This window comes from Streptomyces sp. NPDC088147, from assembly GCF_044741565.1.
Classification (GTDB): Bacteria; Actinomycetota; Actinomycetes; order Streptomycetales; family Streptomycetaceae; genus Streptomyces.
Window position 1 is genome coordinate 723261 of record NZ_JBIUSY010000001.1, and the last position, 25726, is coordinate 748986.

The window sequence follows — 25726 nt, forward strand, 5'->3', positions numbered from 1 at the left end:
CTACATCTCGGTGGCGAGCCGCAACAGGCTTTCGGCGTCCATGTCGTCGAGCGAGTCCTCGCCGTCGGTGGCCTGGGGGGTCGCCTCGGCGGCGTCGGCGGTGGCGAGTTCGAGCACCATGTCCAGAAGTCCCGCTTTACGGAGTCGGCTGATGGGAACGGAGGCGAGGGCGTCGCGGATCTCCGCGTCGGGATCGTCGGCGCGGTTCTCGTGGGCGTGCCCGGGGCCGGTTCCGAAGAGCAGCGAGCCGATGTGCCGGGCGAGGGCGGCCGGGGTCGGGTGGTCGAAGACCAGGGCCGCGGGCAGCGGCAGGCCCAGGGCCGTCCGCAGCCGGTTGCGCAGTTCGACGGCGGTCACGGAGTCGAATCCGACGTCGCGGAAGGCGCGGGTGGCGGGGAGGGCGTCGGCGGCGTCGTGGCCGAGCGTCGCGGACGCCTCCGCGCGTACCGCTTCGAGCAGCGCGCGGTCGCGTTCGGCCGTGGGCAGCGAGTCGAGCCGCTGCCTGAGCGGCGAGGCGGCCGGTGCGCCGTCGCCGGCCGGCGGTTCGCCGGAGGCCAGTGCCCGGCCCGCCTCCGGGATCCCGGAGAGCAGCGGGCTGGGCCGGGTCGCGGTGAAGCTGGGCGTGAACCGCTCCCAGTCCATCAGGGTCACGGTGAGGGCCGTGTCGTCGTCCTCCAGCATCCGTTGGAGCGCGGCGATGGCCAGTGCCGGTTCCATGGGCATGACGCCCTGGCGGCGCAGCCGCTCGTGGACCTCGTCGACCGTGGCCATGCCGACCTCCGCCCAGGTGCCCCAGGCGACGGACGCGGCGGTCAGGCCCTCGGCCCTGCGGTGATCCGCGAGGGCGTCGAGGAACGCGTTGGCCGCCGCGTAGCCGGGCTGGCCGCCGCTGCCCCAGGTCGCGGCGCCCGATGAGAACAGGACGAAGGCGTCGAGGTCGAGTTCGCGAGTGAGGTCGTGCAGATGCAGGGCGGCGGTCAGCTTGGACCGCATCAGCGCGTCCAGCTGCTCCAGCGTCAGCGACTCGACGGTGGCGTCGCCGTCCGCCACGCCCGCGGCGTGGAACACGGAGGCGAGCGGGAACGCGTCGGGGATCGCGGCCAGTACGCCGGCCAGCGCGTCGCGGTCGGCGGCGTCGCAGGCGGCGATGGTGACGCGGGCGCCCAGCTCCTCCAGTTCGGCGCGGAGCGCTGCCGCGCCGGGCGCGTCCTCGCCGCGACGGCTGGTCAGCACCACGTGCTCGGCGCCGCGTTCGGTCATCCAGCGGGCGACCCGGCCGCCGATGCCGCCGGTGCCGCCGGTGATCAGTGCCGTACCCCGGCCCCGCCAGCGGCGCCGGGGGGTGTCGGCGGTGGGCGCCGCGTGGGTCATGCGGCGGCCGTAGACCCCGGACGGGCGGATGGCGACCTGGTCCTCGCCGTCCAGGCCGGCCAGGACGGCCGTCAGCCGGGCCGCGGCCCGCGCGTCCGGCGTCTCGGGAAGGTCGACGAGACCTCCCCAGCGGTCCGGGTGCTCCAGCGCGGCCACCCGGCCGAGACCCCACAGGGCGCCCTGCACGGGACGGGTGAGCCGGTCGTCCCGGCCCACCGATACGGCGCCCCGGGTGGCGCACCACAGCGGGGCGCGGAGTCCCGCGTCGCCCAGTGCCTGGACGAGGGTGAGCGTCAGGGCCAGCCCCACGGGCACGGAGGCATGGTCCTGGAGGCGCTGCTCGACGGGTGCCAGCAGGGACAGGACGCCGGTGAACTCCGTCCCGTCGGCGGTCAGTTCCGTGATCCGCTTGGCCCAGGCGGCACGGTCGGCGCCGTCGGCGCCGTTCCCGGCCCCGTCCTCCGCCTCGAACAGGACCGTGTCCGGGCCGAGCGCGGCCAGCGTGGCGGAGATCCAGGCATCGTCGGCGTGGCCGGCCGGGACCACCGCGAGCCAGCGGCCGGCGGTGGCGGTGGCGCCCGGCTCGTTCAGCCGGGTCCAGTCGACGCGGTAGCGCCAGGCGTTGACGGCGGAGCGCTCACGTGACTTGGCGCGCCACGCCGACAGCGTGGGCAGGACGGCGCCGAGCGAGGAGCGCGCCCCGTTGGCGCCGACGCCGAGTTCGTCGGCCAGCGACTCCAGGTCCTCGCTCTCGACGAGATCCCAGAACGCCGTGTCCGCGTCCGTGCCACCGCCGCCACCGACGCCTGTCCCGGCGACGGGCCGGGGCTCCGGCCAGTACCGGCGGCGCTGGAAGGCGTACGTGGGCAGCTCGACAGGGACGGCACCGCCGGCGGGGAACGCCGCGCGCCAGTCCACCGCCGTGCCGTGTGTGTGCGCCTCGGCGAGGGAGGCCAGGAAGCGCCTGAGGTCGCCCTCGTCCCGGCGCAGGGTGCCGAGCACCACCGCGGAGTCGGCGACGGCCTCCGCCACGGTCTCCTGGGTCTCCTGGATGGGGGCGGCCAGCACCGGGTGCGGGCTCATCTCGATGAAGACGCGGTGCCCGTCGGCCAGCAGCGCCCGGGTCGCCTCCTCCATCCGTACGGTCCTGCGCAGGTTCGTGTACCAGTACGCGCCGTCGAACGCGGCGTCCGTCAGCCGGGCGCCGGTCACGGTCGAGTAGAACGGCACGCGCGGGGCCTCGGAGCGGACCGGTGCGAGCACGCGGGCGAGTTCGTCGCGCACGGCCTCGACGTGCGCGCCGTGCGAGGCGTAGTCCACGGACACCTTGCGGGCGCGTACGCCCTCGTGTTCGCAGGCGGTGAGCAGTTCGTCCAGTGGACCGGCGTCGCCGGAGACGATGACCGAGGAGGGGCCGTTGACGGCCGCGACCGAGAGCTGTTCGCCCCACGGTTCCAGCAGCGCGGTCACCCGCTCGACGGGCGCGGCCACCGACATCATGCCGCCGAGGCCGGAGAGCCGGGGCAGTGCCCGGCTGCGCAGGGCCACGACGGCGGCGGCGTCCTCCAGGGTCAGCGCGCCCGCCACGTGGGCGGCGGCGATCTCGCCCTGTGAGTGGCCGACGACCGCCGAGGGCTCCACCCCGTACGAGCGCCACAGCGCGGTGAGCGCCACCATCATCGAGAACAGCGCGGGCTGGACGACATCCACGCGTTCGAGCAGCGCGGGGTCTCCCTCTCCCGCCAGTACGTCGTGGAGTGACCAGTCGATGTACGGGGCGAGCGCGCCGGCGCAGGCGTCGACGGTCTCCCGGAACACCGTGGAGCGCGCGAGCAGTTCGCGGCCCATGCCCCACCACTGGGAGCCCTGGCCGGGGAAGACGAACACGGGACCTGTCGAGGCCTCGCCGACGGTGCCGTGGACGACGCCCGCCGCGGCGCGCTCGGTGGCCAGCGCTTCGAGGGCGCGCAGGAAGTCGCCGCGGGTCCTGCCGAGCAGCACCGCGCGGTGGGAGAAGGCGGAGCGGGTGGTCGCCAGGGACCAGCCCACGCGGGTGGGCGAGAGGCCGGGGTCGGCGTCGGCGAGGGCGAGCAGCCGGGCCGCCTGGTCGCGCAGCGCCGCCTCGGACTTGGCCGAGACGAGCCAGGGCACGACGCGCTCGTCCTCGGGCTCACCGTCCGCCGGCGTTTCCCCGTCGGCCGCCGCGGCCTCGGCCGTCGGCGCCTGTTCCAGGATCAGATGGGCGTTGGTGCCGCTGATCCCGAAGGACGACACGCCCGCGCGGCGCGGCCGGCCGGCGTCCGGCCACGCGGTCCGCCCGGTGAGCAGTTCCACCGCGCCGGAGGACCAGTCGACGTGCGAGGACGGGATGTCGGCGTGCAGCGTTCCGGGGAGGACGCCCGCGCGCATGGCCATCACCATCTTGATGACGCCCGCGACTCCGGCGGCGGCCTGCGTATGACCGATGTTCGACTTGAGCGAGCCGAGCCACAGCGGACGCTCCGGCTCACGGTCCTGGCCGTATGTCGCCAGCAGCGCCTGCGCCTCGATCGGGTCGCCCAGCTTCGTCCCCGTACCGTGCGCCTCCACCGCGTCGACCTCGGCGCCCGTCAGTCCCGCGTTGGCGAGGGCCTGGCGGATCACCCGCTGCTGGGAGGGGCCGTTGGGGGCGGTGAGTCCGTTGGACGCGCCGTCCTGGTTGACGGCGGAGCCGCGGACGACGGCGAGGACGCGGTGGCCGTTGCGCCGGGCGTCCGACAGCCGCTCCAGCAGGACGACACCGACGCCCTCCGCCAGGGTCATGCCGTCGGCGGCCTCGGAGAACGGCTTGCAGCGGCCGTCGAGCGCGAGCGCCCGCTGCCGGCTGAAGCCCACGAAGGCGTGCGGGGTGGCCATGACGGCCGCGCCGCCCGCCAGCGCGAGGGAGCTCTCGCCGCCGCGCAGCGACTGGCAGGCCAGATGGATCGCGACCAGCGAGGACGAGCAGGCGGTGTCGACGGTGACGGCCGGGCCCTCGAACCCGTACAGGTAGGACATCCGGCCGGACAGCACGCTGGCCGCCGTGCCGGTGACCATGTGCACTTCGGAGCCTTCGGTGCCGTTCTGCACGCTGGTCGAGTAGTCCTGGTAGCTGGCGCCGATGAAGGTGCCGGCGGCGCTGCCGCGCAGCGAGTCCAGGTCGATCCCGGCGCGCTCGAAGGCTTCCCAGGAGGTCTCCAGCAGCAGGCGCTGCTGGGGGTCCATGGACACGGCCTCACGCGGTGAGATGCCGAAGAAGCCGGGGTCGAACTCGGCGGCCTCGTGCAGGAATCCGCCCTGGGTGGAGTAGGTCCTGCCCTGCCGGTCGGGGTCGGGGTCGTAGAGCGCCCGGGCGTCCCAGCCACGGTCGGCGGGGAACTCGGAGATCACGTCCGCGCCGTCCAGGGCGAGCCGGATCAGTTCCTCGGGCGAGCCCGCGCCGCCGGGGTAGCGGCAGCTCATGCCGATGATGGCGATCGGGTCGTCGTCCGTGTCGGCCCCGGCGGGCGTGGTGCGTGCCGCCACGGCCGTCTCCTGGCCACCGCCCAGGGCGGCGGACTTCAGGTAGCCCGCCAGGGCGACGGCGTTCGGGTAGTCGAAGACCATGGTCGACGGCAGGGTCAGCCCGGTGGCCGCGACGACGCGGTTGCGCAGGTCCACGGCGGTGACGGAGTCGAAGCCGATGTCACGGAAGGCGCGCCGCTCGGGGAAGGACTCGGCGGAGGCGTGGCCGAGGACGGCGGCGGCTTCGGTACGGACCAGGGTGAGCAGCAGCCGCTCCTGCTCGGGGCCCGGCAGCTCGTGCAGCCGCGCCGCGAGATCGCTCGTCTCCGGCCGTCCGCCGGTCTGTTCTTCGGCGCGGGTGAGCTGACGGGCGACCTCGGGCACCTCGTCGAAGAGGCGGGTGGGCCGGCCCGCGGTGAAGACCGGGTAGTACGTGTCCCAGTCGATGTCCGTGAGCCCGATGACGGTCTCGTCGTCGTCCAGGACCGTGCCGAGCCCGTCCAGCGCGAGCCGCGGGTCGAGGTAGGCGAGACCGCTGCGGCGGATGTGGTGCGGGTCGGCCAGCTCGCGCTCGATGTCGTCGGGCCACTTGCCCCAGTGCACCGAGGTGGTGCGCAGGCCACGGGCGCGGCGGCTGACGGCGAGCGCGGAGAGGTAGGCGTTGCCCGCGACATAGGCCGCGTGGTGGCCGCTGCCCCACATGCCGGCGGTGGACGAGTAGAGGATGAAGTCGTCGAGTTCCTCGTCGTCGAGCAGTTCGTCCAGGTGCTGGGCACCGGTGACCTTGGCGTGCACGACGTCGGAGAAGGACTCCATCGTGGTCTCGGCCAGGGTGTACAGCTCGATGACGGCGGCGGTGTGGATGACCGTGCGTACGGTACGGCCCTCCGCCTTGAGGTCCGCGAGGAGCGCGGCGACGGCGTCGCGGTCCGTCACATCACAGGCGACGGCGGCGGCTTCGGTGCCCGACGCGGCCAGTTCCGCGACCAGTTCGGCGGCGCCCGGGGCGTCCATGCCCCGGCGGCTGGCGAGCACCACATGGTCCGCGCCCCGGTCGGCGAGCCAGCGGGCGAGGTCGGGTGCGAGGGTGCCCGAGCCGCCGGTGACCAGTGTCGTGCCGCGTGGTGTCCAGGTACGGGAGGGGCCCTGTCCGCCGGCTCCGGCGCGGACGATACGGCGGGTGAAGACACCGGAGGGACGGACGGCGAGCTGGTCCTCGTCGCCCAGCGCGCCCGCGAGGGCGGAGACCACGCGTCCGGCGGTGCGCCGGTCCAGCGCCGGCGGCAGGTCGATGACGCCGCCCCACCGCCGTGGGTGTTCCAGGGCGGCGGTCCAGCCGACTCCGGCGACCTGGGCCTGTACCGGGTGGGTGAGCGCGTCGGAGCGGCCGGTGGAGACCGCGCCCCTGGTGAGGAACCACAGCGGCGCCTCGATTCCGGCGTCGCCCAGGGCCTGGACGAGCGAGACGGTCAGCGCGAGGCCGAGCGTCAGTCCGGGGTGGCGCGCGCCGCGCTCCTCGGCGGCGGCGAGCGTCGAGACGACCCCCGCGAACTGGCCGACCCCGGTCAACTGACCGATACCGGCCAGCCGTTCGGCGAGCACGGCGCGGTCCGCGTACGACTCGTCCAGGACCAGCCGGGTCACCTCGGCTCCGGCGCCCTCCAGCAGGCCGACGGTCTCGCTGTCGTCGGTGCCCGCGGCGGAGACGACGAGCCAGCCGCCGGTCAGCGACCGCGCCGGGACGGTGCCCACCGGCGACCAGGTCACGCGGTAGCGCCAGGAGTCGACGGTGGAGCGGTCGTTGCGGGACCTGCGCCAGGAGGAGAGCGCGGGCAGTACGGCGGCCACGGAATTCTCGTCCGTACGCAGCGCCGTGGTGAGCGCGGACAGGTCCTCCCGCTCCACGGCCGCCCAGAACTCGGCGTCCAGCGGGTCGATGGCGTCGACCCGGTCGAGGACGGCGGGGATGTTCCAGAAACGCTCGTGCTGGAAGGCGTAGGTGGGCAGATCGATCCGGCGGACGTCCGTGCCGGCGAAGAGCCCGGCCCAGTCGACGTCGACGCCGCGTACGAACACCTCGGCGGCGGAGAGCAGGAAGCGCGAGAGGCCGCCCCGGTCGCGCCGCAGCGTGCCGGTGGCGACGGCCGGTTCACCGTGGGCCTCGGTCATGTCCTGTACCGACATGGTCAGTACGGGATGCGAGCTGACCTCGATGAACACCCGGTGTTCGTCGGCCAGCAGATCGCCGACCGCTTCGGCGAACCGCACGCGCTGCCGCAGATTGCGGAACCAGTACCCCGCGTCCATCCGCTCGGTGTCCAGCCAGTCGCCGGTCACCGTGGAGAAAAACGGGACGTCGGAGGCGCGGGGGCGGACCGGCGCCAGGACGTCGAGGAGTTCGTCGCGCAGGTCCTCGACCTGCGCGGAGTGCGAGGCGTAGTCCACGGCGACCCGGCGGACCCGTACGTCCTCGGCGGTCAGTTCGGCCGACAGCTCGTCCAGGGCGCCGGGCTCACCCGAGACGACGACCGAGCGCGGCCCGTTGACGGCGGCCACCGACACCCGGCCCGGCCAGGTCTCCAGCCTGCTGTCCACCTCGTCGGCGGGCAGCGGCACGGACATCATCCCGCCGTGGCCGGCCAGGGTGCGGCCGATCGCCTGGCTGCGCAGCGCGACCACCCGCGCGCCGTCCTCCAGCGAGAGTGCTCCGGCGACGACGGCCGCCGCGATCTCGCCCTGCGAGTGGCCCACGACCGCCGCGGGCTCCACGCCGTACGAGCGCCAGAGGGCGGCGAGGGAGACCATCACGGCGAAGGACGCGGGCTGCACCACATCGACCCGCTCCAGCGACGGGGCGTCCGGCGCCCCGCGCAGCACATCCTCCAGCGACCAGTCCACGAACTCGCCCAGCGCGGTCGCGCATTCGGCGATGCGCCGGGCGAAGACGGGTGACTCCGCGAGGAGTCCGGCGCCCATCCCGGCCCACTGCGAGCCCTGTCCCGGGAAGACGAACACCGTCCTGCCCTCGACATCGGCCAGGCCCGAGACGAGATCCGGCCATGCCTGGCCGGTGCCCAGCGCCCGTGCTCCGTCCAGGAGTCCGGCACGGTCCGCGCCGACCACGACCGCGCGGTTCTCGAACACCGAGCGCGACGAGAGAAGGGAGTGGCCGACGTCGGCGGGCCGCGCCGACGGGTCGCTCTCCAGCCGGGCCACGAGCGCGCTCGCCTGGTCGCGTACGGCGGCCTCACCGCGGCCGGACACGACCCAGGGCACGGCGGGGCCCGCGAAGGGCACCGGGGCGTCTTCCCCGTCTCCCGCCGCCTCCGCCTCCGCCGGGACCGGGGCCTGCTCCAGCAGGGCGTGGGCGTTGGTGCCGCTGATACCGAACGACGACACCGCGCAGCGGCGCGGCCGTCCGGTCTCCGGCCACCGGACGGCCTCCGTGAGCAGCCGTACCGCGCCGGAGGACCAGTCGACGTGCGACGAGGGGTTCTCCGCGTGCAGTGTTCTGGGCAGCACGCCGTTGCGCAGCGCCATCACCATCTTGATGACGCCCGCGACCCCCGCGGCGGCCTGCGTGTGGCCGATGTTCGACTTGAGCGAGCCGAGCCACAGCGGACGGTCCGGGTCGCGGTCCTGGCCGTACGTCGCCAGCAGCGCCTGCGCCTCGATCGGGTCACCGAGCCTCGTGCCCGTACCGTGCGCCTCCACCGCGTCCACGTCGGACGGGGAGAGTCCGGCCGTCGCCAGGACCTGACGGACCACCCGTTCCTGGGAAGGGCCGTTGGGCGCGGTGAGCCCGTTGGACGCGCCGTCCTGGTTGACCGCCGAGCCGCGCAGCACGGCGAGGACCTGGTGCCCGTTGCGGCGGGCGTCCGAGAGGCGTTCCGCGACGAGGACGCCGACGCCCTCGCCCCAGCCCGTGCCGTCCGCGTCGTCGGAGAACGCCTTGCACCGTCCGTCGGGGGCCAGTCCGCCCTGCTTGCTGAACTCCACGAAGACGGAGGGCTCGGTGAGTACCGTGACGCCGCCGATGACGGCGAGCGAGGACTCGCCGTTGCGCAGCGACTGCGCCGCCACGTGCAGGGCGACCAGCGAGGACGAGCAGGCGGTGTCGACCGTGAGGGCGGGTCCTTCGAGCCCCAGGGTGTAGGCGAGCCGTCCCGACAGCACGCTGGCGGCGGTGCCGGTCAGCGCGTGTCCCTGGAGTTCACCGGCCGCGGCGGCCGAGGGCGCTCCCCAGTGGTAGGCGCCCACGAACACGCCGGCCTGGCTGCCGCGCAGCGAGCCCGGGGCGATCCCGGCCCGCTCCAGGGCCTCCCAGGTCACTTCGAGCAGCAGCCGCTGCTGGGGATCCATGGCGATCGCCTCGCGCGGCGAGATCCCGAAGAAGCCCGCGTCGAATTCGGCCGCCTCGTAGAGAAAGCCGCCCTCGTGGGTGGCGCTGTTTCCTTCGCCGGTCCCGGTGAGCCGGTCGAGATCCCAGCCGCGGTCCGCGGGAAATACCGATATGGCGTCGCCACCGGACTCGACGAGTTCCCAGAGGGCTTCCGGGGAACGTACGCCTCCCGGCAGCCGGCAGCTCATTCCGACAAGGGCGATGGGCTCATTGTTCTTGAGCTCCAGTTCGCCGATGCGCTGCCGTGCGCGGCGGAGATCGGAAGTGACCCGCCTCAAGTAGTCGACGACTTTGTCCTGCTGGTCTTCTGGCACCGGTCCGTCCTCATCATCGGGTCGCGAACGAAAGCAGCAATTCTCTATGTGGTTTCGAACTCTTCATCGATGATGTCGAGCAGTCTGTCGACCGACACCGTCTCGATGTCCTCGCCGGAAGTGCGCAGTGCGGAGGGCGTGGATTGCCGAAGGGTGGAGATGATTTTCTCCAGGCGGTCGGCGATCACCTGGCGTTCACAGCCGTCCGACGACACCGAGTGGATGACCGCCTCGAATCTGGTGAGTTCGTCGTCCGCCGAGCCCGTCGCCGGGGCGGCGGGCGCGGTGAGGAGCGCCGCGAGGTGATCGGCGATCCGTACGGGCGTCGGGAAGTTGAAGACGAGCGTGGTCGGCAGCTCCCGGCCGGTGAGCAGGCCGAGCCGGTCGCGGAGTTCGACGCCCGCGAGCGAGTCGAAGCCCATTTCCTTGAAGGCGTGCCGGGCGCCGATGGCGTCCGCGCCGCCGTGGCCGAGCACGGCGGCGGCCTCGGTCCGTACGAGATCGAGCAGATACCGTGCCCGCTTGGCCTCGGGCATCTCCGCCAGCCGCTTGACCAGGGTGGGGACATCTCCGTCCCGCGCGCCCGGCCTGGCGGCCGGTGGCCGGGTGGTGCGGGCGCCCGCGGACTCGGTACGGGCTCCGTTCCGGGGCGCCGCGGGGGCGGGCAGCAACTCCCGTGCGGTCAGCGGCCGTACGCGCAGCGTCTCGGCCGTGAGCACCGGTGTCCCGGAGAAGTCCGCGGCGGTCAGCTCCAGCTCACGGACCGCGCCGCCGTCACCGGTGCTGTCGTCACCGGCGCCGCCGTCGCCGTCGCCGCGCGGGGCGAGCCGTACGCGCAGTGCGGAGGCCCCGAAGGCGTGCAGGGACACGCCGCGCCAGCGGTCGGGAAGACCGCCCTCGTCCGACATGGCGGCGTGCCGCGCCGCGTCCAGCAGGGCGGGGTGGAGTCCGTACGCCTCCGCGTCGGCCACCTCGGCGGGCAGGGCGATCTCGGCGAAGGTCTCGGCGCCGCGCCGCCACAGCGCCCGCAGGCCCTGGAAGACCGGGCCGTAGTCGAAGCCGAGGTCGGCGAGGCGTTCGTAGTGGTCCGCCAGGTCCACCGGCTCGGCGCCCTCCGGCGGCCAGACGCCCGTGCCGAAGCCGAGGTCGGCGACGGTGCGCGGCTCGCCCGGGACCGGGGTCAGGACGCCGGTCGCGTGCCGGGTCCACGGCCGGTGGACGGCGCCCTCCGGCCTGGAGTGGACGGTGACGGCGCGCCACCCGATGCCGTCCGGCGAGCTGAGGCGTACTTGCAGCCGTACGGAGCCGTGCTCGGGCAGGACGAGCGGTTCGGTGAGGGTCAGTTCCTCGACGCGGTCGCAGCCCGCCTCGTCTCCGGCCCGGATCGCCAGCTCCAGCAGGGCGCTTCCCGGCAGCGTGATCCGCCCGGCGATCGCGTGCTGGGCCAGCCAGGGGTGGGTGCGGGTGGAGAGCCGGCCGGTGAACACCAGGCCCTCGCCGTCCGCGAGTTCCACGGTGACCCCGAGCAGGGGGTGTCCGGTGGCGCCCGCGCCGTCGTTGCCCGCGCCGGCCGACGGCGGGGCCGGCCAGAAGCGTTCGTGCTGGAAGGCATAGGTGGGCAGGTCCACCCGGCGGGCGGCGGTGTCCGCGTAGAAGGCCCGCCAGTCGACCGGGACTCCGGCGGTGTGCAGCCCGCCCAGCGCGGCGACGAGAGCGGCTTCCTCCGTACGGTCCTTGCGCAGCGCGGGTACGACGGTCATGCGCCGGGCGGCCTCGCCGAGGCTGTCCTTGGCCATCGCGGAGAGCACGCTTCCGGGCCCCAGTTCCAGCAGGACGTCCACGTGCTCGTCGCGCAGCGCCCTGATGCCGTCGGCGAAGCGCACGGCGTGGCGTACATGCCGCACCCAGTAGTCGGGGGTGCACAGCAGCCGCGCGCCGGCTGGTTCGCCGGTGAGGTTCGAGACGACCGGTACGGCCGGCTCGTGGAAGGTGAGCGTGTCCACGACGCGCCGGAAGCCGTCGAGCATCGGCTCCATCAGCGGCGAGTGGAAGGCGTGGGACACCGACAGGCGGTTCGTCCTGCGGCCCTGCCCGGTGAAGTGCGCGGCGATCTCCGCTACGGCGCTCTCCTCGCCCGCGACGACGACGGACGCGGGTCCGTTGACGGCGGCGAGGGAGACCTGGTCCGCGCGGTCCGCGAGCAGCGGAAGGACCTCGTCCTCGGCGGCCTGTACGGCGATCATGGCGCCGCCCGGGGGCAGTGCCTGCATCAGGGCGCCGCGCGCGGCGACCAGCCGGCAGGCGTCGGCGAGCGAGAACACCCCCGCGACATGGGCCGCCGCGATCTCGCCGATCGAGTGGCCGCCGACCACGGCGGGGCGCACGCCCAGGGATTCCACCAGCCGGAACAGCGCCGTCTCGACGGCGAACAGCGCGGGCTGGGTCCAGCCGGTGAGGTTCAGCGTCTCCGGGTCGTCGCCCCACATGACCGTGCGCAGCGGCCGGTCGAGATGTCCGTCCAGCTCGGCCAGCACCTCGTCGAGGGCGCGGGCGAAGACCGGGAAGCGCGCGTACAGTTCGCGCCCCATGCCCAGGCGCTGGCTGCCCTGGCCGGGGAAGAGGATCGCGGTGGTGCCGTCGCCCGCCTCGCCCCGGGCGGCTTCCGTGACGCCCCGGCCGTCCGCGAGCAGTACGGCCCGGTGCCGCAGCGCGGCCCGGCCGGTCGCCAGGGAGTATCCGATGTCGGCCGGTGGGAGGCCGGGGGCGCCCGCCACGAAGTCCGTGAGCCGGGCCAGCTGGTCCTTCAGCGCCGCCTCCGTCCTGGCCGAGACGAGCCACGGCACCACGGCGGGCGTGGTGCCCGGTACGGAAGCGGACGGGACCGATTCGCCCGCGTCGAGGGCCTGCCCGCCCGCGCTCAGGGCCTGTCCGTCCGCGTCCGGGGCCTGTTCGACGATCAGATGCGCGTTGGTGCCGCTGATCCCGAACGACGACACGCCCGCACGCCGGGGCCGGCCGTCCGCGTTCCACGCGACCGGCTCGGTCAGCAGCTCGACGGCGCCGCCCGACCAGTCCACCTGGGTGGTCGGCCGGTTCACGTGCAGCGTGCGCGGCATCAGCCCGTGCCGCATGGCCATCACCGTCTTGATGAAGCCCACGACCCCGGCCGCCGCCTGGGCGTGCCCGATGTTCGACTTGAGGGAGCCGAGCCGCAGCGGGCGCCCGGGGGTACGGTCGCGCCCGTAGGCGGCGAGCAGCGCCTGTGCCTCGATCGGGTCGCCCAGCTTCGTACCGGTGCCGTGTGCCTCGACGAGATCGATGTCGGCTCCGGAGAGGCCCGCGTCGGCGAGCGCCCGGCGGATGACGTCCTCCTGTGCCCGGCCGCTCGGGGAGGTCAGGCCGTTGGAGGCGCCGTCCTGGTTGGTGGCGCTGCCGCGGATGACGGCGAGTACGGGGTGGCCCTTGGCGCGGGCGTCGGAGAGGCGTTCCAGTACGACGATGCCGACGCCCTCGGCCCAGGCGGTGCCGTCCGCGTCGTCGGAGAACACCTTGCAGCGGCCGTCGGGGGCCAGCCCGCCCTGCCGGGAGTAGCCGACGAACCCCACGGGGGTGGACATCACGGTGACGCCGCCGGCCAGCGCCATCGAGCACTCCCCCGCGCGCAGGGAGCGCGCCGCCCAGTGCAGGGCGACCAGCGAGGAGGAGGAAGCGGTGTCGACGGTGACCGCCGGTCCTTCGAGGCCGAGGGTGTAGGCGAGCCGTCCGGACGCGACGCTGGGTGAGAGCCCGGTCATGGCGTGGCCCGCCAGGTCTTCCCCGGACCGCTGGGTGACGGTGGCGTAGTCCTGGCCGTTGGTGCCGACGAACACGCCGGTACGGCTGCCGTTCAGCGCGTACGGGTCGATCCCGGCCCGTTCGACGGCCTCCCAGGAGGTTTCGAGCACCAGCCGCTGCTGCGGGTCCGTGGACACGGCCTCGCGGGGCGACATGCCGAAGAACCCGGCGTCGAAGTCGGCGGCGTCGTGCAGGAATCCGCCGTGGCGGGTCACACTGCGGCCCGGTCCTTCACCGGCCAGCGCGTCCAGGTCCCAGCCGCGGTCCGCCGGGAAGCCGGAGATCGCGTCACGGCCCGTCAGGACCAGGTCCCACAGCTCCTCGGGGGAGCGCACGCCTCCCGGACAGCGGCAGGCCATCCCGACGACCACTACCGGGTCTTCGTCGGCTCCGATCGTCATGACGTTGCACACCCCTAGGGAAAGTCGGGCCTCGGACACCTCTCCGTGCCGGATCGTATGGGTGTCAAGGCTGTACTTTTCCCTAAGGAATTCGGCGGTTCCGCGCGGATGACCGCGGAAGACTAGGGATTCTCCGGAACGTGGTGTGAGACCAAGTAACTGTTCCGCTTCCTCGCGCGGCGCGGCCACCCGGCGACCGGCCGTGTGGGTACCTGTGGCACCGAACGCTCCGGCTGCCACTTCCGAAGGGTGTTGTCCATGGGCTCGATTCGGCGGCCGATCCTGTTCGTCAGCTATGCCGAAAGCGGTCTTCTGAACCCGCTGCTCGTACTGGCGGAGGAATTGTCCCGCCGGGGGGTGGAGGATCTGTGGTTCGCGACCGACGAAAAGGGGCGCTCCGATATCGGCGCGGCCACAGCGGGAACGCCCGTGGAGTTCGCTTCACTGGGTGATGTGGTGTCGCAGATGTCGGCCGTCACCTGGGACGACGAGACGTACCGGGAGGTGACCCAGCGTTCCCGGTTCAAGGCGCATCGCGCGGTCATCAAGCATTCCTTCGCGCCGGAGTCGCGGGTGGAGAAGTACAAGCGCCTCGAAGCCGTCGTCGACGAGGTGAAGCCGGCGCTGATGGTCATCGAGTCGATGTGTCAGTTCGGGTACGAGCTGGCCATCACGAAGAAGATCCCCTTCGTGCTGGGCGTGCCGTTCGTGCCGAGCAATGTGCTCACCTCGCATGTGCCGTTCGCCACGTCGTACACCCCGCGCGGCTTCCCGGTGCCGCACTCGGGGCTGCCGCTGGACATGACGTTCGCGCAGCGGGTGGAGAACCAGCTGTTCCGGCTGCGGACGCTGGGGATGTTCATGACGTCCTCGGTGCGCGAGGTGGTCGAGGAGGACAACCGGATCCGCGCGGAGCTGGGGATCGCGCCCGAGGCGCGCCAGATGATGGCCAGGATCGACCATGCCGAGATGGTCCTCTGCTACTCGGTGCCCGAGCTGGACTATCCGTTCCCGATGCCGGAGAAGATGCGGCTGGTCGGCGCGATGGTGCCGCCGCTGCCGCAGGCTCCGGACGACGACGGGCTCTCCGAGTGGCTCGACGCCCAGGAATCCGTGGTCTACATGGGGTTCGGCACGATCACCCGGCTGACCGAGGAACAGGTCGGGGCGCTGGTGGATGTGACGCGGCGGCTGGCGGGCAAGCACGCGGTCCTGTGGAAACTCCCCAAGGAGCAGCAGGAGTTGCTGCCCTCCCGGGATGAACTGCCGGACAATCTGAGGATCGAGAACTGGGTCCCGTCCCAGCTCGATGTGCTGGCCCATCCGAACGTCAAGGTCTTCTTCACGCACGCCGGCGGCAACGGCTACCACGAGGGGCTGTACTTCGGTAAGCCGCTGGTGGTGCGTCCGCTCTGGGTCGACTGCGACGACCAGGCCATCCGCGGCCAGGACTTCGGGGTCAGTCTGACCCTCGACCGTCCGGAGACCGTCGATCCGGACGATGTGTTCGACAAGCTCACCAGGGTGCTCGACGACAGCGCGTTCCGTGAGCGTGCCGAGCACTTCGCGAAGCTGCTGCGCGCCGCGGGCGGACGCGCCGCCGCCGCGGATCTGCTCCTGGGCCTTCCCGCCCTCACCGGTCCGGCCCTCACCGACCCGGCCGTTTCCGACCCGGCCCTTTCCGACCCGGCTCCCGCCACCGACTGATCGAGGCTTCCATGTCCTACACCCATCCTGTCTCCAAGCCCTGGCTCGGCGGGCGTGAGCTCGAGTATGTGACGGACGCCGTCAGCGGCGGCTGGATCTCCTCGCAGGGGCCCTACGTCCGCAAGTTCGAGAGCGCGTTCGCCGACTACAACGGGATCGCGCACGGCGTCGCCTGTTCGTCCGGTACGACGGCGCTCACGCTGGCCCTGCGCGCCCTCGGTGTCGGCCCCGGCGACGAGGTGATCGTCCCGGAGTTCACGATGATCGCGACGGCGTGGGCGGTGACCTACACCGGTGCCACGCCCGTCTTCGTGGACTGCGGCGACGATCTCAACATCGATGTCTCGCTGATCGAGGAGAAGATCACCCCCCGCACCAAGGTGATCATGCCGGTGCACATCTACGGCCGCCGCTGCGACATGGACACGATCATGGATCTGGCCCATGAGTACAACCTGCGGGTCGTGGAGGACTCCGCCGAGGCGCACGGAGTGCGGCCGGTCGCCGACATCGCCTGTTTCTCGCTCTTCGCCAATAAGATCATCACCGCCGGTGAGGGCGGTATCTGTCTCACCGACGACAAGCGTCTCGCCGATCAGATGGCGCATCTGCGGGCGATGGCCTTCACCAAGGACCACAGCTTCCTGCACAAGAAGCTGGCCTACAACTTCCGTATGACGAGCATGCAGGCGGCCGTCGCCCTGGCGCAGACCGAGCGGCTCGACGCCATCCTGGAGACGCGCCGGGAGATCGAGCGGCGGTACGACGAGGGCCTGAGCGGTATCGGCGGGATCACCCTGATGCCGCCGCGCGATGTGCTGTGGATGTACGACCTGCGCGCCGAACGCCGGGAGGAGCTGCGGGACTTCCTCGCCGACGAGGGCGTCGAGACACGGCTCTTCTTCAAGCCGATGAGCCGGCAGCCCGGATACCTCCACCCCGACTGGCCCTCGCTGAAGGCCAGCCGCTTCAGCGAGGACGGCTTCTACCTCCCGACCCACACCGGGCTCACCGCGGAGGACCAGGAGTTCATCACGGGAAAGATCCGCAAGTTCTACGGCGGCTAGGCCATATCCGCGCGACCCGCGAGCCGTGGCCTGTGACGTTCCGATCCTCAGGGGAATTGAGAAGATGACAACTACCGACAGGTGCCCGGTCGCCTTCCCGCTGCGGCGGCCCGGCCAGTCCTTTCCGCCGCCGGAGTACCAGGGCTTCCGTGAGCAGGACGGGCTGGTTCGTACGACACTGCCCTCCGGGGTCCCCGTGTGGCTGGTGACGCGGCACGAGGACGTGCGTACGGTCCTCACCGATCCGCGGATCAGCTCCAACCCCTCGCACCCGGGCTTCCCCCGCGCGGCGAAGACCGGCGGCGTCCCGTCCCAGGACGAGGTGCCCGGCTGGTTCGTGGCGCTGGACCCGCCGGAGCACGGACGGTTCCGCAGGACGCTGATTCCGGAGTTCACCGTCCGCAAGGTCAGGGAGATGCGGCCGGCCATCCAGCAGATCGTCGACGAGCGCGTCGACGCGATGCTCGCGGCGGGCAACACCGCCGATCTGATCGCGGACTTCGCGCTGTCCGTACCGTCCCTGGTCATCTCCAGTCTGCTCGGGGTGCCCAACGCCGACCGGGACTTCTTCGAGACCAAGACCCGGGTGCTGGTGACGCTCACCTCCACGGACGAGCAGCGGCAGGCCGCGTCCACGGCGCTGCTGCGCTATCTCAACCGGCTGATCACCATCAAGCAGAAGCGGCCGGGCGACGATCTGATCAGTCAGCTGCTGGCCGAGGGGACGCTGAGCAAGCAGGAACTGTCCGGTGTCTCGATGCTGCTGCTGATCGCCGGGCACGAGACGACGGCGAACAACATCGGGCTCGGGGTCGTCACCCTGCTGTCCAACCCGCGGTGGATCGGAGACGAACGGGCGGTCGAGGAGCTGCTGCGCTACTACTCGGTCGCCGACCTGGTCGCCTTCCGGGTGGCCGTCGAGGATGTGGAGATCGGCGGACAGCTCATCAGGGCGGGCGAGGGCATCATCCCGCTGGTCGCCGCGGCCAACCACGACGGGACCGTCTTCGACCGCCCCGACGAGTTCGACCCGGGCAGGTCCGCGCGCTCGCATGTGGCGTTCGGTTACGGCGTGCACCAGTGCCTGGGCCAGAACCTGGTCAGGGTCGAGATGGACATCGCCTACCGGACCCTGTTCGAGCGGATCCCGACGCTGGAACTGGCCGTTCCGATCGAGGAGTTGCCGCTCAAGTACGACGGAGTGCTGTACGGGCTGCACGCCCTGCCCGTCCGCTGGTAGACCGGCCGGCGCAGGTGAGGGAAGACGCACGACCGCAGGTAACCGACGGAGGAATGATGGTTCACATCAGCGTGGACACCGAACGCTGTGTGGGAGCGGGGCAGTGTGTGCTGTCGGCTCCCGATGTCTTCGACCAGGACGACTCCGGGATCGTCATGGTCCTGGAGGAGCCCGGGGACGAGCCGGGGCGGGAGGCCGCGCGGCAGGCGGGGCTGATCTGCCCGTCCCAGGCGATCACCGTCACGGAGAACTGAGCGGGGCGCCGCACACACATCACGGGCTCTGCCCCCACCGGCGGTGGGGGCAGAGCCCGTGGTGATGTCCCGCCGGGACCGGGTCCGTGCTACCAGGTGACCGGCAGTTCGGTGAGGCCGGACGAGAGCTGGCCGCCCAGCACCTGGAGCTCCTCGACCGGGAGGGCCAGTCGCAGTCCCGGCAGGCGGGTGAAGAGCAGCGTGTACGCCGTCTTCAGCTGCATCCGGGCCAGCGGGGCGCCGATGCAGTGCCACATCCCGTGACCGAACGTCAGATGCGGGTTGGGCGAGCGGGTGATGTCGAACAGCTCCGGGTCGTCGAAGACCTGGGTGTCGAAGTTGGAGAGGGTGAAGTCGAGCAGGACCAGCTCACCGAACCGTATGGTGACCCCGCCGATCTCGACGTCCTCGGTGGCGTACCGCGGCAGCACCGACCCGCCCGCTTTCGCCGCGCGCAGGATCTCCTCCACGGCCCCCGACATCAGCTTCGGGTCCGCCAGTGCCGCGTCGCGCTGCCCGGGGTAGAGGGCGAACAGCACGACACCGAGGTCGATATGGCTGGCGACGGCCTCCAGACCGGCGAAGAGCACCCCGGCCGCTATCGGACCGATGCGCTCGTCCGAGGGCTCGTTCACGCACAGCCGGGAGATCACGTCGTCGCCGGGCTCGGCCCTCTTGCGGCCCGCCAGCTCCACCAGATAGCCGAAGAGGTCCTGCTGTCCGTCCTGGACGGTGTCCGGGTCGTCCAGTCCGCCCATCCGGGACAGCAGGGTGACGAGCAGGCCGCGGTCCTCGGCGGGCACACCGATGAGTTCACCGAGCACGGACAGCGAGAACGGCAGGGAGAACCCGCCGTGCAGATCGGCGGGCGGCCCCTGGGCGACGAAGCCCTCCAGCAGGCTCTCCGCGATGGCCTCGACCTTCGGCATCATATTGAGCACGCGCCGGGCCGAGAAGTTCGGGGTGAGCATCGCGCGGGTCTCGGTGTGCAGCTTACGTGCCAGCTCGGCGTCGTCGCTGACGAGCATGTCCAGGAACGGGTTCCGGACATAGCGCGGGGCGTTCGCCGGGTCGGGGTGCGCGCGTGCCAGCCGCTCGTCACGGAGCAGCTCCTTGAGTTCGGCGTGGCGGGTCACCAGCCATCCCTCGTCGCCCGCGGGGGTACGCACCTTGCAGACGGGGCTCCGGGTCTGGAGGTCGCGCAGCAGCGGGCTCAGCCGCAGCACGGTGGGGGGCACGCCCCTGAGCGACGGCAGCTCGCGGGATGTGGTCATGGGGTGTCTCTCCTCTGGACGGTCGGTCGGTGGTGCGCAGGTGCCAGGTCCCTGTCCGGTCCCCGCCGCCTGTGGGGGCGGGGCCGGGCGGGGCGGCCTCGTACGGCCACCGCCCCGCCCGGCCCCGCCCGGGGTCATGCCTCGCCGTCGGGCAGGCCGCCGAGCCACTCCTCGATCGTCCGCGCCGTCAGCGCGGAGTGCTCCTTGGCGAGGGACAGATGGTTGGCGCGGATCTCGCGGATGTCGTCGGCGGGGACGCCCGCGGTGTCGAACAGGAAGCCGTCCAGCGACTCCACACACCGCACGAGCATCGTCGGCGCGGTGGTGGGCACCGTCTCGATGTCGGTCATCGCCATGAACCAGTGCGCCATCGCGGAGAGCCTGGCGCTGTTCAGCGTCACCGACGGCGAGTCGATGTCGGCCAGGTAGTACCGAGTGGTCCTGTCGAGGTCCTTGCCCTCACCCGGCTGGTACCGGATGCTCGCGGTGTCCAGCAGGATCACCGCTTCGGGGCGGATGCCCCAGGTCTCCTCCAGCACGCCCGCGGCCAGATAGGCGAGCGAGCCGCCCGTCGAGTGGCCCACCAGGACGAAGGGTTCGCCGTCGCTGGCGTGCAGGGCGCTCTCCGCCACGATGCGGGCCGCGGCCTCGCTCGTGGCCGGCAGCAGCTCACCGGGGGCGAACCCCATGAGCGGCAGCGCGGAGACATGCCGTTTGCCGCGGAAGTGCGCCGCGATGCGCGCGTACTGGTGGACGCCGCCGGTGGCGCCCGGGGCGCTGACGAAGACCAGCCGGGGGCTGCTCGGGCCGTCCGCCAGGACGACGGGCGCCGACAGCTCCTCCAGGTCGGCGGGGGTCTCGAAGGTCGGCCGGGTGTTGGCGACCGCCTTCAGCATGCGCATGCCCTCGACCATCTTCCCGGCCTTCACCGCCGCGTAGAACAGGCCCTCCAGCGTCTCGTCCCGGTTCACGGTGCCGCGCGCGGCGGCGGGGGCTCCGGCGGCGGTGCCCGGGGCACCGGCGGCCAGCTGCCCGGCCAGCTCCCCGTGGAGCCAACGGGCGAGCTTCACGGGCGTCGCGTTGTCGAAGACCACCGAGCTGGGCAGCCGCAGCCCGAGCGCCTCCGCGAGCTGGTTGCGCAGCCCGACGGAGACCAGCGAGTCGAATCCCAGCTCCAGGAAGCCGCGTTCGGGGTCGACACCGCTCGGGTCGGGGTGGCCGAGGAGCGCGGCGGAGTAGCCCACCACCAGCTCGGTGAGCAGGCCCTCCTGCTCGGCGGCGGCCAGCAGCCGCAGCCGCTCGCGCAGGGTGACGGGCGAGCGGTCGGCCGCGGCGGCGGAGCGGCGGGTACGGGGCACCAGCTCCCGCCACAGCGCGGGCAGGGCCTGCTGCTCCTGGAGTCCGGCGACATTGATCCGGGTCGGGACCACCGTGGCCAGGTTCCGGACGAGCGCGGCGTCGAAGAGCGCCAGACCCTCGTCGATGGCCAGCGGAGGCATGCCGCCCCGGGCCATCCGCTCCAGGTCGGCGGCGCTGACATGGCTGGTCATGCCGCTGCCCCGGCCCCAGGGACCCCAGGCGAGGGAGACCGCGGGCAGGTCCTGGCTCCTGCGGTGCCGGGCGAGGGCGTCCAGGAAGGCGTTGGCCGCGGCGTAGTTGCCCTGGCCGGGGCCGCCCAGCACACCGGAGACGGAGGAGTAGAGCACGAAGGCGGCCAGACCGAGGCCGCGGGTCGCCTCGTGCAAGTACCAGGCGGCGTCCACCTTCGGCCGCAGTACGCGCTCCAGCAGCTCCGGCGTCAGCGAGCCGGTGAGCGCGTCGCCCAGCACACCGGCGGTGTGGACGACGGCGGTGAGCGGATGTTCCCGGGGCACACCGGCGATCAGCTTGGTCACCGACGCGCGGTCGCCCAGGTCGCAGGAGACCACGGAGGCTTCGGCGCCCCGCTCGGCCAGGGAGGCGAGCAGTTCGGGCACGCCCGGGGCGTCCTGGCCGCTCCTGCTGGCCAGCAGGAGATGCCGTACGCCGTGCTCGGCGACCAGATGGCGCGCCAGTTCCTTGCCGAGGCCGCCGGTCCCGCCGGTGATCAGGACGGTGCCCTCGGGGTCCCAGGGGCGCGCCGCGCCGCCGGCCGCGGGGGTCTCGTCGTTCTCGGGCAGCCGGATGAGACGGCCGGCCCTGACCGTGTGGGAGCGCACGACCAGCTGCTGTTCGTCGAGGCCGAGCAGTCCGGGCAGGACCCCCGCCGACAGGAACGCGTCGTCCATGTCGACCAGCAGGAAGCTGCCGGGGTTCTCGGTCTGCGCGGACCTGACGAGGCCCCAGACCGCGGCGGCGGCCATGTCCCTGACGTCCTCGCCGTCGACGGCGACGGCGCCCCGGGTGACGAAGACCAGCCGTGCGCGTGCCAGCGCCGGTTCGTCCAGCCATTCCTGGAGGAGGCCGAGGACGAAGGTGGTGAGGGCGCGCACCGACTCGGGTCCGGCCGCCGCCGGGTCGCCGACCACGGGCACCAGGAAGACATCGGGGGCGACACCGCTGTCGCCGACCGCGCCGGTCAGGGACTCGGCGTACGCGCTGACGGTCTCGTCGGCGCGGTGCATCGCGTAGCCCAGGTCGAGTTCGTCGACGCCGACGACCGCCCAGCGGGTGCCGGTGGCGGCCTCCTGCTCGGGGACGGGCACCCAGTCGAGGGTGAGGAACGAGCCGCGCTCGCTGCCGCCGGCCGTGGACGTGGCCCGGCGGGGCTCGCCGGAGGGCGGGCCCAGGACGAGGGAGTCGGCCGAGAGCACCGGAGCGCCCGTCGCGTCGACCGCGCTCAGCGCCACCTCGTCCGGGCCGGTCGCGGTGAGCCGTACGCGCAGGGCGGAGGCCGCGGCGGCGTGCAGGGTCAGTCCGCTCCAGGACACCGGGACGGCGGCGGACGCGCCGTCGGGGGCCAGGCAGCCCGCCGCGCGGACGGCGGCGTCCAGCAGTGCCGGGTGGATCCCGAACGCGCCGGCGTCCTCGGCCGCCGAGGGCAGCGCCACCTCCGCGTAGATCTCGCCCTCGCGCCGCCAGACGCCCGACAGGCCCTGGAACACGGGCCCGTGTTCCAGGCCGGCGGCGGTGAGCCGTGCGTCCAGTCCGTCCAGGGCGACGGGCTTGGCGTCGCGCGGCGGCCATACGGAGGTGTCGAAGCCGCCGGGCTCCTCGGCCTGCCCGGAGGACGTGAGCACACCTCGGGCGTGCGTCGTCCAGCCGTCCGTGTCGCGGTCGGCGGGGCGGGAGTGCACCGTCAGCGTCCGGTTGCCGGAGTCGTCCGACGCGCCCACCCGTACCTGCACGGTGACCGCGTCGCGTCCGGCCAGTACGAGGGGTGCGGGCAGCGTCAGTTCCGCGACCCGGTCCAGGCCCGCCTGGTCGCCCGCCCGGATCGCCAGCTCCGCGAAGGCCGCGCCCGGCAGCACGGTCCTCCCCGAGACCCGGTGGTCGGCCAGCCACGGATGCGACTGCGCCGACAGCCTGCCGGTCAGCACGATCTCGTCCGACTCGGCGATCGTGACGGCGGCGCCGAGCAGCGGATGCGCGGCGGCCACCAGGCCGAGCCCCGAGGCGTCGCCGCCGACCGCGCGGACCGTGGGCCAGTACCGCTCGCTCCGGAAGGCGTACGTCGGCAGCTCCACCCGGCGCGCGCCGGTGCCGGCGAACAGCCCGGCCCAGTCCACCGCGACACCGCGCGTGTACAGCGCGGCGAGCGCGGTGACGGCCGTGGTCTCCTCGGACCGGTCCGCGCGCAGGAACGGCAGCGCCGTGACGGCCGGGTCCTGGACGGATTCGGGTACGAGGGCGGAGAGCACCGCGTCGGGGCCCAGCTCCAGGAAGGTCCGTACGCCGCGTCCGGCGAGCGTGCGGACGCCGTCGCCGAACCGCACGGCCTCGCGGACATGGCGGACCCAGTAACCGGGGTCGGTGAGTTCGCCGGTGGTGGCCACCTCGCCGGTCAGGTTCGAGACGACCGGTACGGCCGGCTCCTGGGCGGACAGCCCCGCCACCACCTCGCGGAACGCGTCGAGCATGGGCTCCATCAGCGGCGAGTGGAAGGCGTGACTGACCGCGAGCCGGGTGGTCTTGCGGCCGTCGGCCGCCAGCCGGGTCGTGAGGTCGAGCACCGCGGCCTCGTCGCCGGAGACGACCACCGCGTCGGGGCCGTTGACCGCGGCGACCGACACCCGGTCGGTCAGCAGCGGTGTGATCTCGTCCTCGGTGGCCCGTACGGCGGCCATCGCGCCCCCGGCGGGCAGCGCCCGCATCAGCCGGGCGCGTGCGGCGACCAGCCGGCAGGCGTCCTCCAGCGAGAACACCCCGGCCACATGGGCGGCCGTGATCTCACCGACGGAGTGGCCGGCCAGGAAGTCCGGTGTGACGCCCCAGGAGCGAAGCAGCCGGTACAGCGCGACCTCGACGGCGAACAGGGCGGGCTGGGTGCGGCCGGTGTCGTTCAGCGCGTCCGCGTCGTCGCCCCAGACGACCTCGCGCAACGGACGGTTCAACGCGCCGTCCAGCTGGGCCAGTACGGCGTCCAGGGCCTCCGCGAAGACGGGGAAGCGCGCGTACAGCTCCCGGCCCATCCCGATGCGCTGCGAGCCCTGCCCGGAGAAGAGCACGGCGAGCGCGCCCTTGCCCGACGTCCCGCGCGCCACCTCGACGGGCGCCCCGTCCCCGGTGCCGGGGGTGGCCAGCAGCACCGCGCGGTGCTCGAAGGCGGTGCGGGTCGTGGCGAGCGAGAAGCCGATGTCGAGCGGGTCGCCGCCGGGCGCGTCCGCGAAGGCGCGGATCCGGTCCAGCTGTGCGTCGAGCGCGGCCCCGCCGCGGCCCGACACCGGCCAGGGCACGGCCTTCGGCGTGATGGCGGGCTCCGGCTCGGGCTCGTCCGCCGCCCCGGCGGGCGGCGCCTGCTCGATGACCACATGCGCGTTGGTGCCGCTGATGCCGAACGACGACACCCCGGCGCGGCGCACCCGGTCGCCCTCCGGCCACGCCACCGGTTCGGTCAGCAGCCGTACGTCACCGGCCGTCCAGTCCACGTGCGAGGAGGGCGCGTCCACGTGCAGCGTCCTGGGCAGCACGCCGTTGCGGAGCGCGAGCACGACCTTCATGACACCCGCGACTCCCGCCGCCGCCTGGGTGTGTCCGATGTTCGACTTGACCGCGCCGAGCCACAGCGGGCGGTCCGGCTCGCGGTCCTGGCCGTAGGTGGCGAGCAGGGCGCCCGCCTCGATCGGATCGCCCAGGGTGGTGCCCGTACCGTGCGCCTCGACCGCGTCCACATCGGACGGGGAGAGCCCGGCGCCGGCCAGCGCCTGGCGGATCACCCGTTGCTGGGAGGGGCCGTTGGGCGCGCTGAGCCCGTTGGACGCGCCGTCCTGGTTGACCGCGCTGCCGCGCAGTACCGCGAGGACGGGATGCCCGTTGCGCTGGGCGTCGGACAGCCGCTCGACGACCAGCAGGCCGGCGCCCTCGGACCAGGCGGTGCCGTCCGCCGCGTCCGAGAAGGCCTTGCAGCGCCCGTCGGCGGCCAGGCCGCCCTGGACGCTGAACCCGGCGAAGCTGGAGGAGGTCGCCATCACGGTCACCCCGCCGGCCAGCGCCAGCGCGCATTCGCCGTTGCGTACGGCCTGCGCGGCGAGGTGCAGGGTCACCAGCGAGGACGAGCACGCGGTGTCGAGCGTGACCGCGGGGCCTTCGAGTCCGAGGACGAACGAGAGCCGGCCCGACAGGACGCTCGCCGCGAGGCCGTTGCCCGCGTAGCCGCCCATGTCGTCGCGCGAGGCGAGCACCAGGTGCGCGTAGTCCTGGGAGTTGGTGCCGACGAACACCCCGGTCCTGCTGCCGCGCAGGGTGGCCGGGTCGATGCCGGAGCGCTCGACGGCCTCCCAGGCCACCTCCAGGAGCAGCCGCTGCTGCGGGTCCATGGCGAGGGCCTCGCGCGGCGAGATGTCGAAGAAGCCCGGGTCGAACCGCGGCGCGTCGTGGACGAAGCCGCCCTCCTGGGTGGCGCTGCTTCCCTCTCCGCCGCCCGCGAGTACGTCCAGGTCCCAGCCGCGGTCGTCGGGGAATCCGGAGATGGCGCTCCGGCCGTCGGCGAGCAGCGCCCACAGGTCCTCCGGGGACCGGACCCCGCCCGGGAACCTGCATCCCATCCCCACGATGGCGACCGGTTCGTGACGGCCGGATTCGGCCTCTTCGAGTCGTTGGCGGGTCTGGTGCAGATCCGTCGTGACCCACTTCAGGTATTCGACGAGTTTCTTTTCGTCCGGCATCGTCCGTGAACCTTCCTCAGATGTATCGCGTGCGAAGG

The 25726-nt window shown here is 73.0% G+C and carries 8 protein-coding genes and 1 pseudogene; 4 read left to right on the forward strand and 5 right to left on the reverse strand.

The features are described 5' to 3' along the window. The 3 genes and pseudogenes from ACIOGX_RS02650 to ACIOGX_RS02660 form a co-directional block, all read right to left on the reverse strand. Positions 1-9609 (reverse strand): type I polyketide synthase, encoded by a 9609-nt coding sequence (locus ACIOGX_RS02650; RefSeq protein WP_401909672.1) that lies wholly within the window; start codon positions 9607-9609, stop codon positions 1-3. Positions 9610-9653: 44 nt separating this feature from the next. Continuing rightward, positions 9654-10145 (reverse strand): phosphopantetheine-binding protein, encoded by a 492-nt coding sequence (locus tag ACIOGX_RS02655; RefSeq protein WP_401910507.1) that lies wholly within the window; start codon positions 10143-10145, stop codon positions 9654-9656. 144 nt (positions 10146-10289) lie between these two features. Beyond that, positions 10290-13898, reverse strand: a pseudogene (locus ACIOGX_RS02660) (type I polyketide synthase); the annotation flags it as partial. 204 nt (positions 13899-14102) lie between these two features. Here ACIOGX_RS02660 and ACIOGX_RS02665 point away from each other — a divergent pair. From ACIOGX_RS02665 to ACIOGX_RS02680, 4 genes are all read left to right on the forward strand, one after another. Beyond that, entirely contained in the window at positions 14103-15551 is a 1449-nt protein-coding gene (locus tag ACIOGX_RS02665) for a glycosyltransferase (RefSeq protein ID WP_401759178.1), read from the forward strand. A gap of 11 nt (positions 15552-15562) precedes the next feature. Beyond that, positions 15563-16618, forward strand: coding sequence for a DegT/DnrJ/EryC1/StrS family aminotransferase (locus ACIOGX_RS02670; protein ID WP_356509710.1), 1056 nt, complete (start codon positions 15563-15565; stop codon positions 16616-16618). A gap of 64 nt (positions 16619-16682) precedes the next feature. After that, entirely contained in the window at positions 16683-17858 is a 1176-nt protein-coding gene (locus tag ACIOGX_RS02675; RefSeq protein WP_356509708.1) for a cytochrome P450, read from the forward strand. Positions 17859-17911: 53 nt separating this feature from the next. Further along, positions 17912-18112: a ferredoxin gene (locus ACIOGX_RS02680; protein WP_401909675.1), complete on the forward strand. Its 201-nt coding sequence runs from the start codon at positions 17912-17914 to the stop codon at positions 18110-18112. An 89-nt stretch (positions 18113-18201) separates the two neighbouring features. Here ACIOGX_RS02680 and ACIOGX_RS02685 read toward each other — a convergent pair whose 3' ends face one another. Then, positions 18202-19386, reverse strand: a complete 1185-nt coding sequence (locus ACIOGX_RS02685) for a cytochrome P450 (protein WP_401759183.1) — start codon at positions 19384-19386, stop codon at positions 18202-18204. Between the two features lie 134 nt (positions 19387-19520). Next, on the reverse strand, positions 19521-25688 hold the full coding sequence (locus tag ACIOGX_RS02690; RefSeq protein WP_401909677.1) for a type I polyketide synthase: 6168 nt from the start codon (positions 25686-25688) through the stop codon (positions 19521-19523). Between the last annotated feature and the right edge of the window lie 38 nt (positions 25689-25726).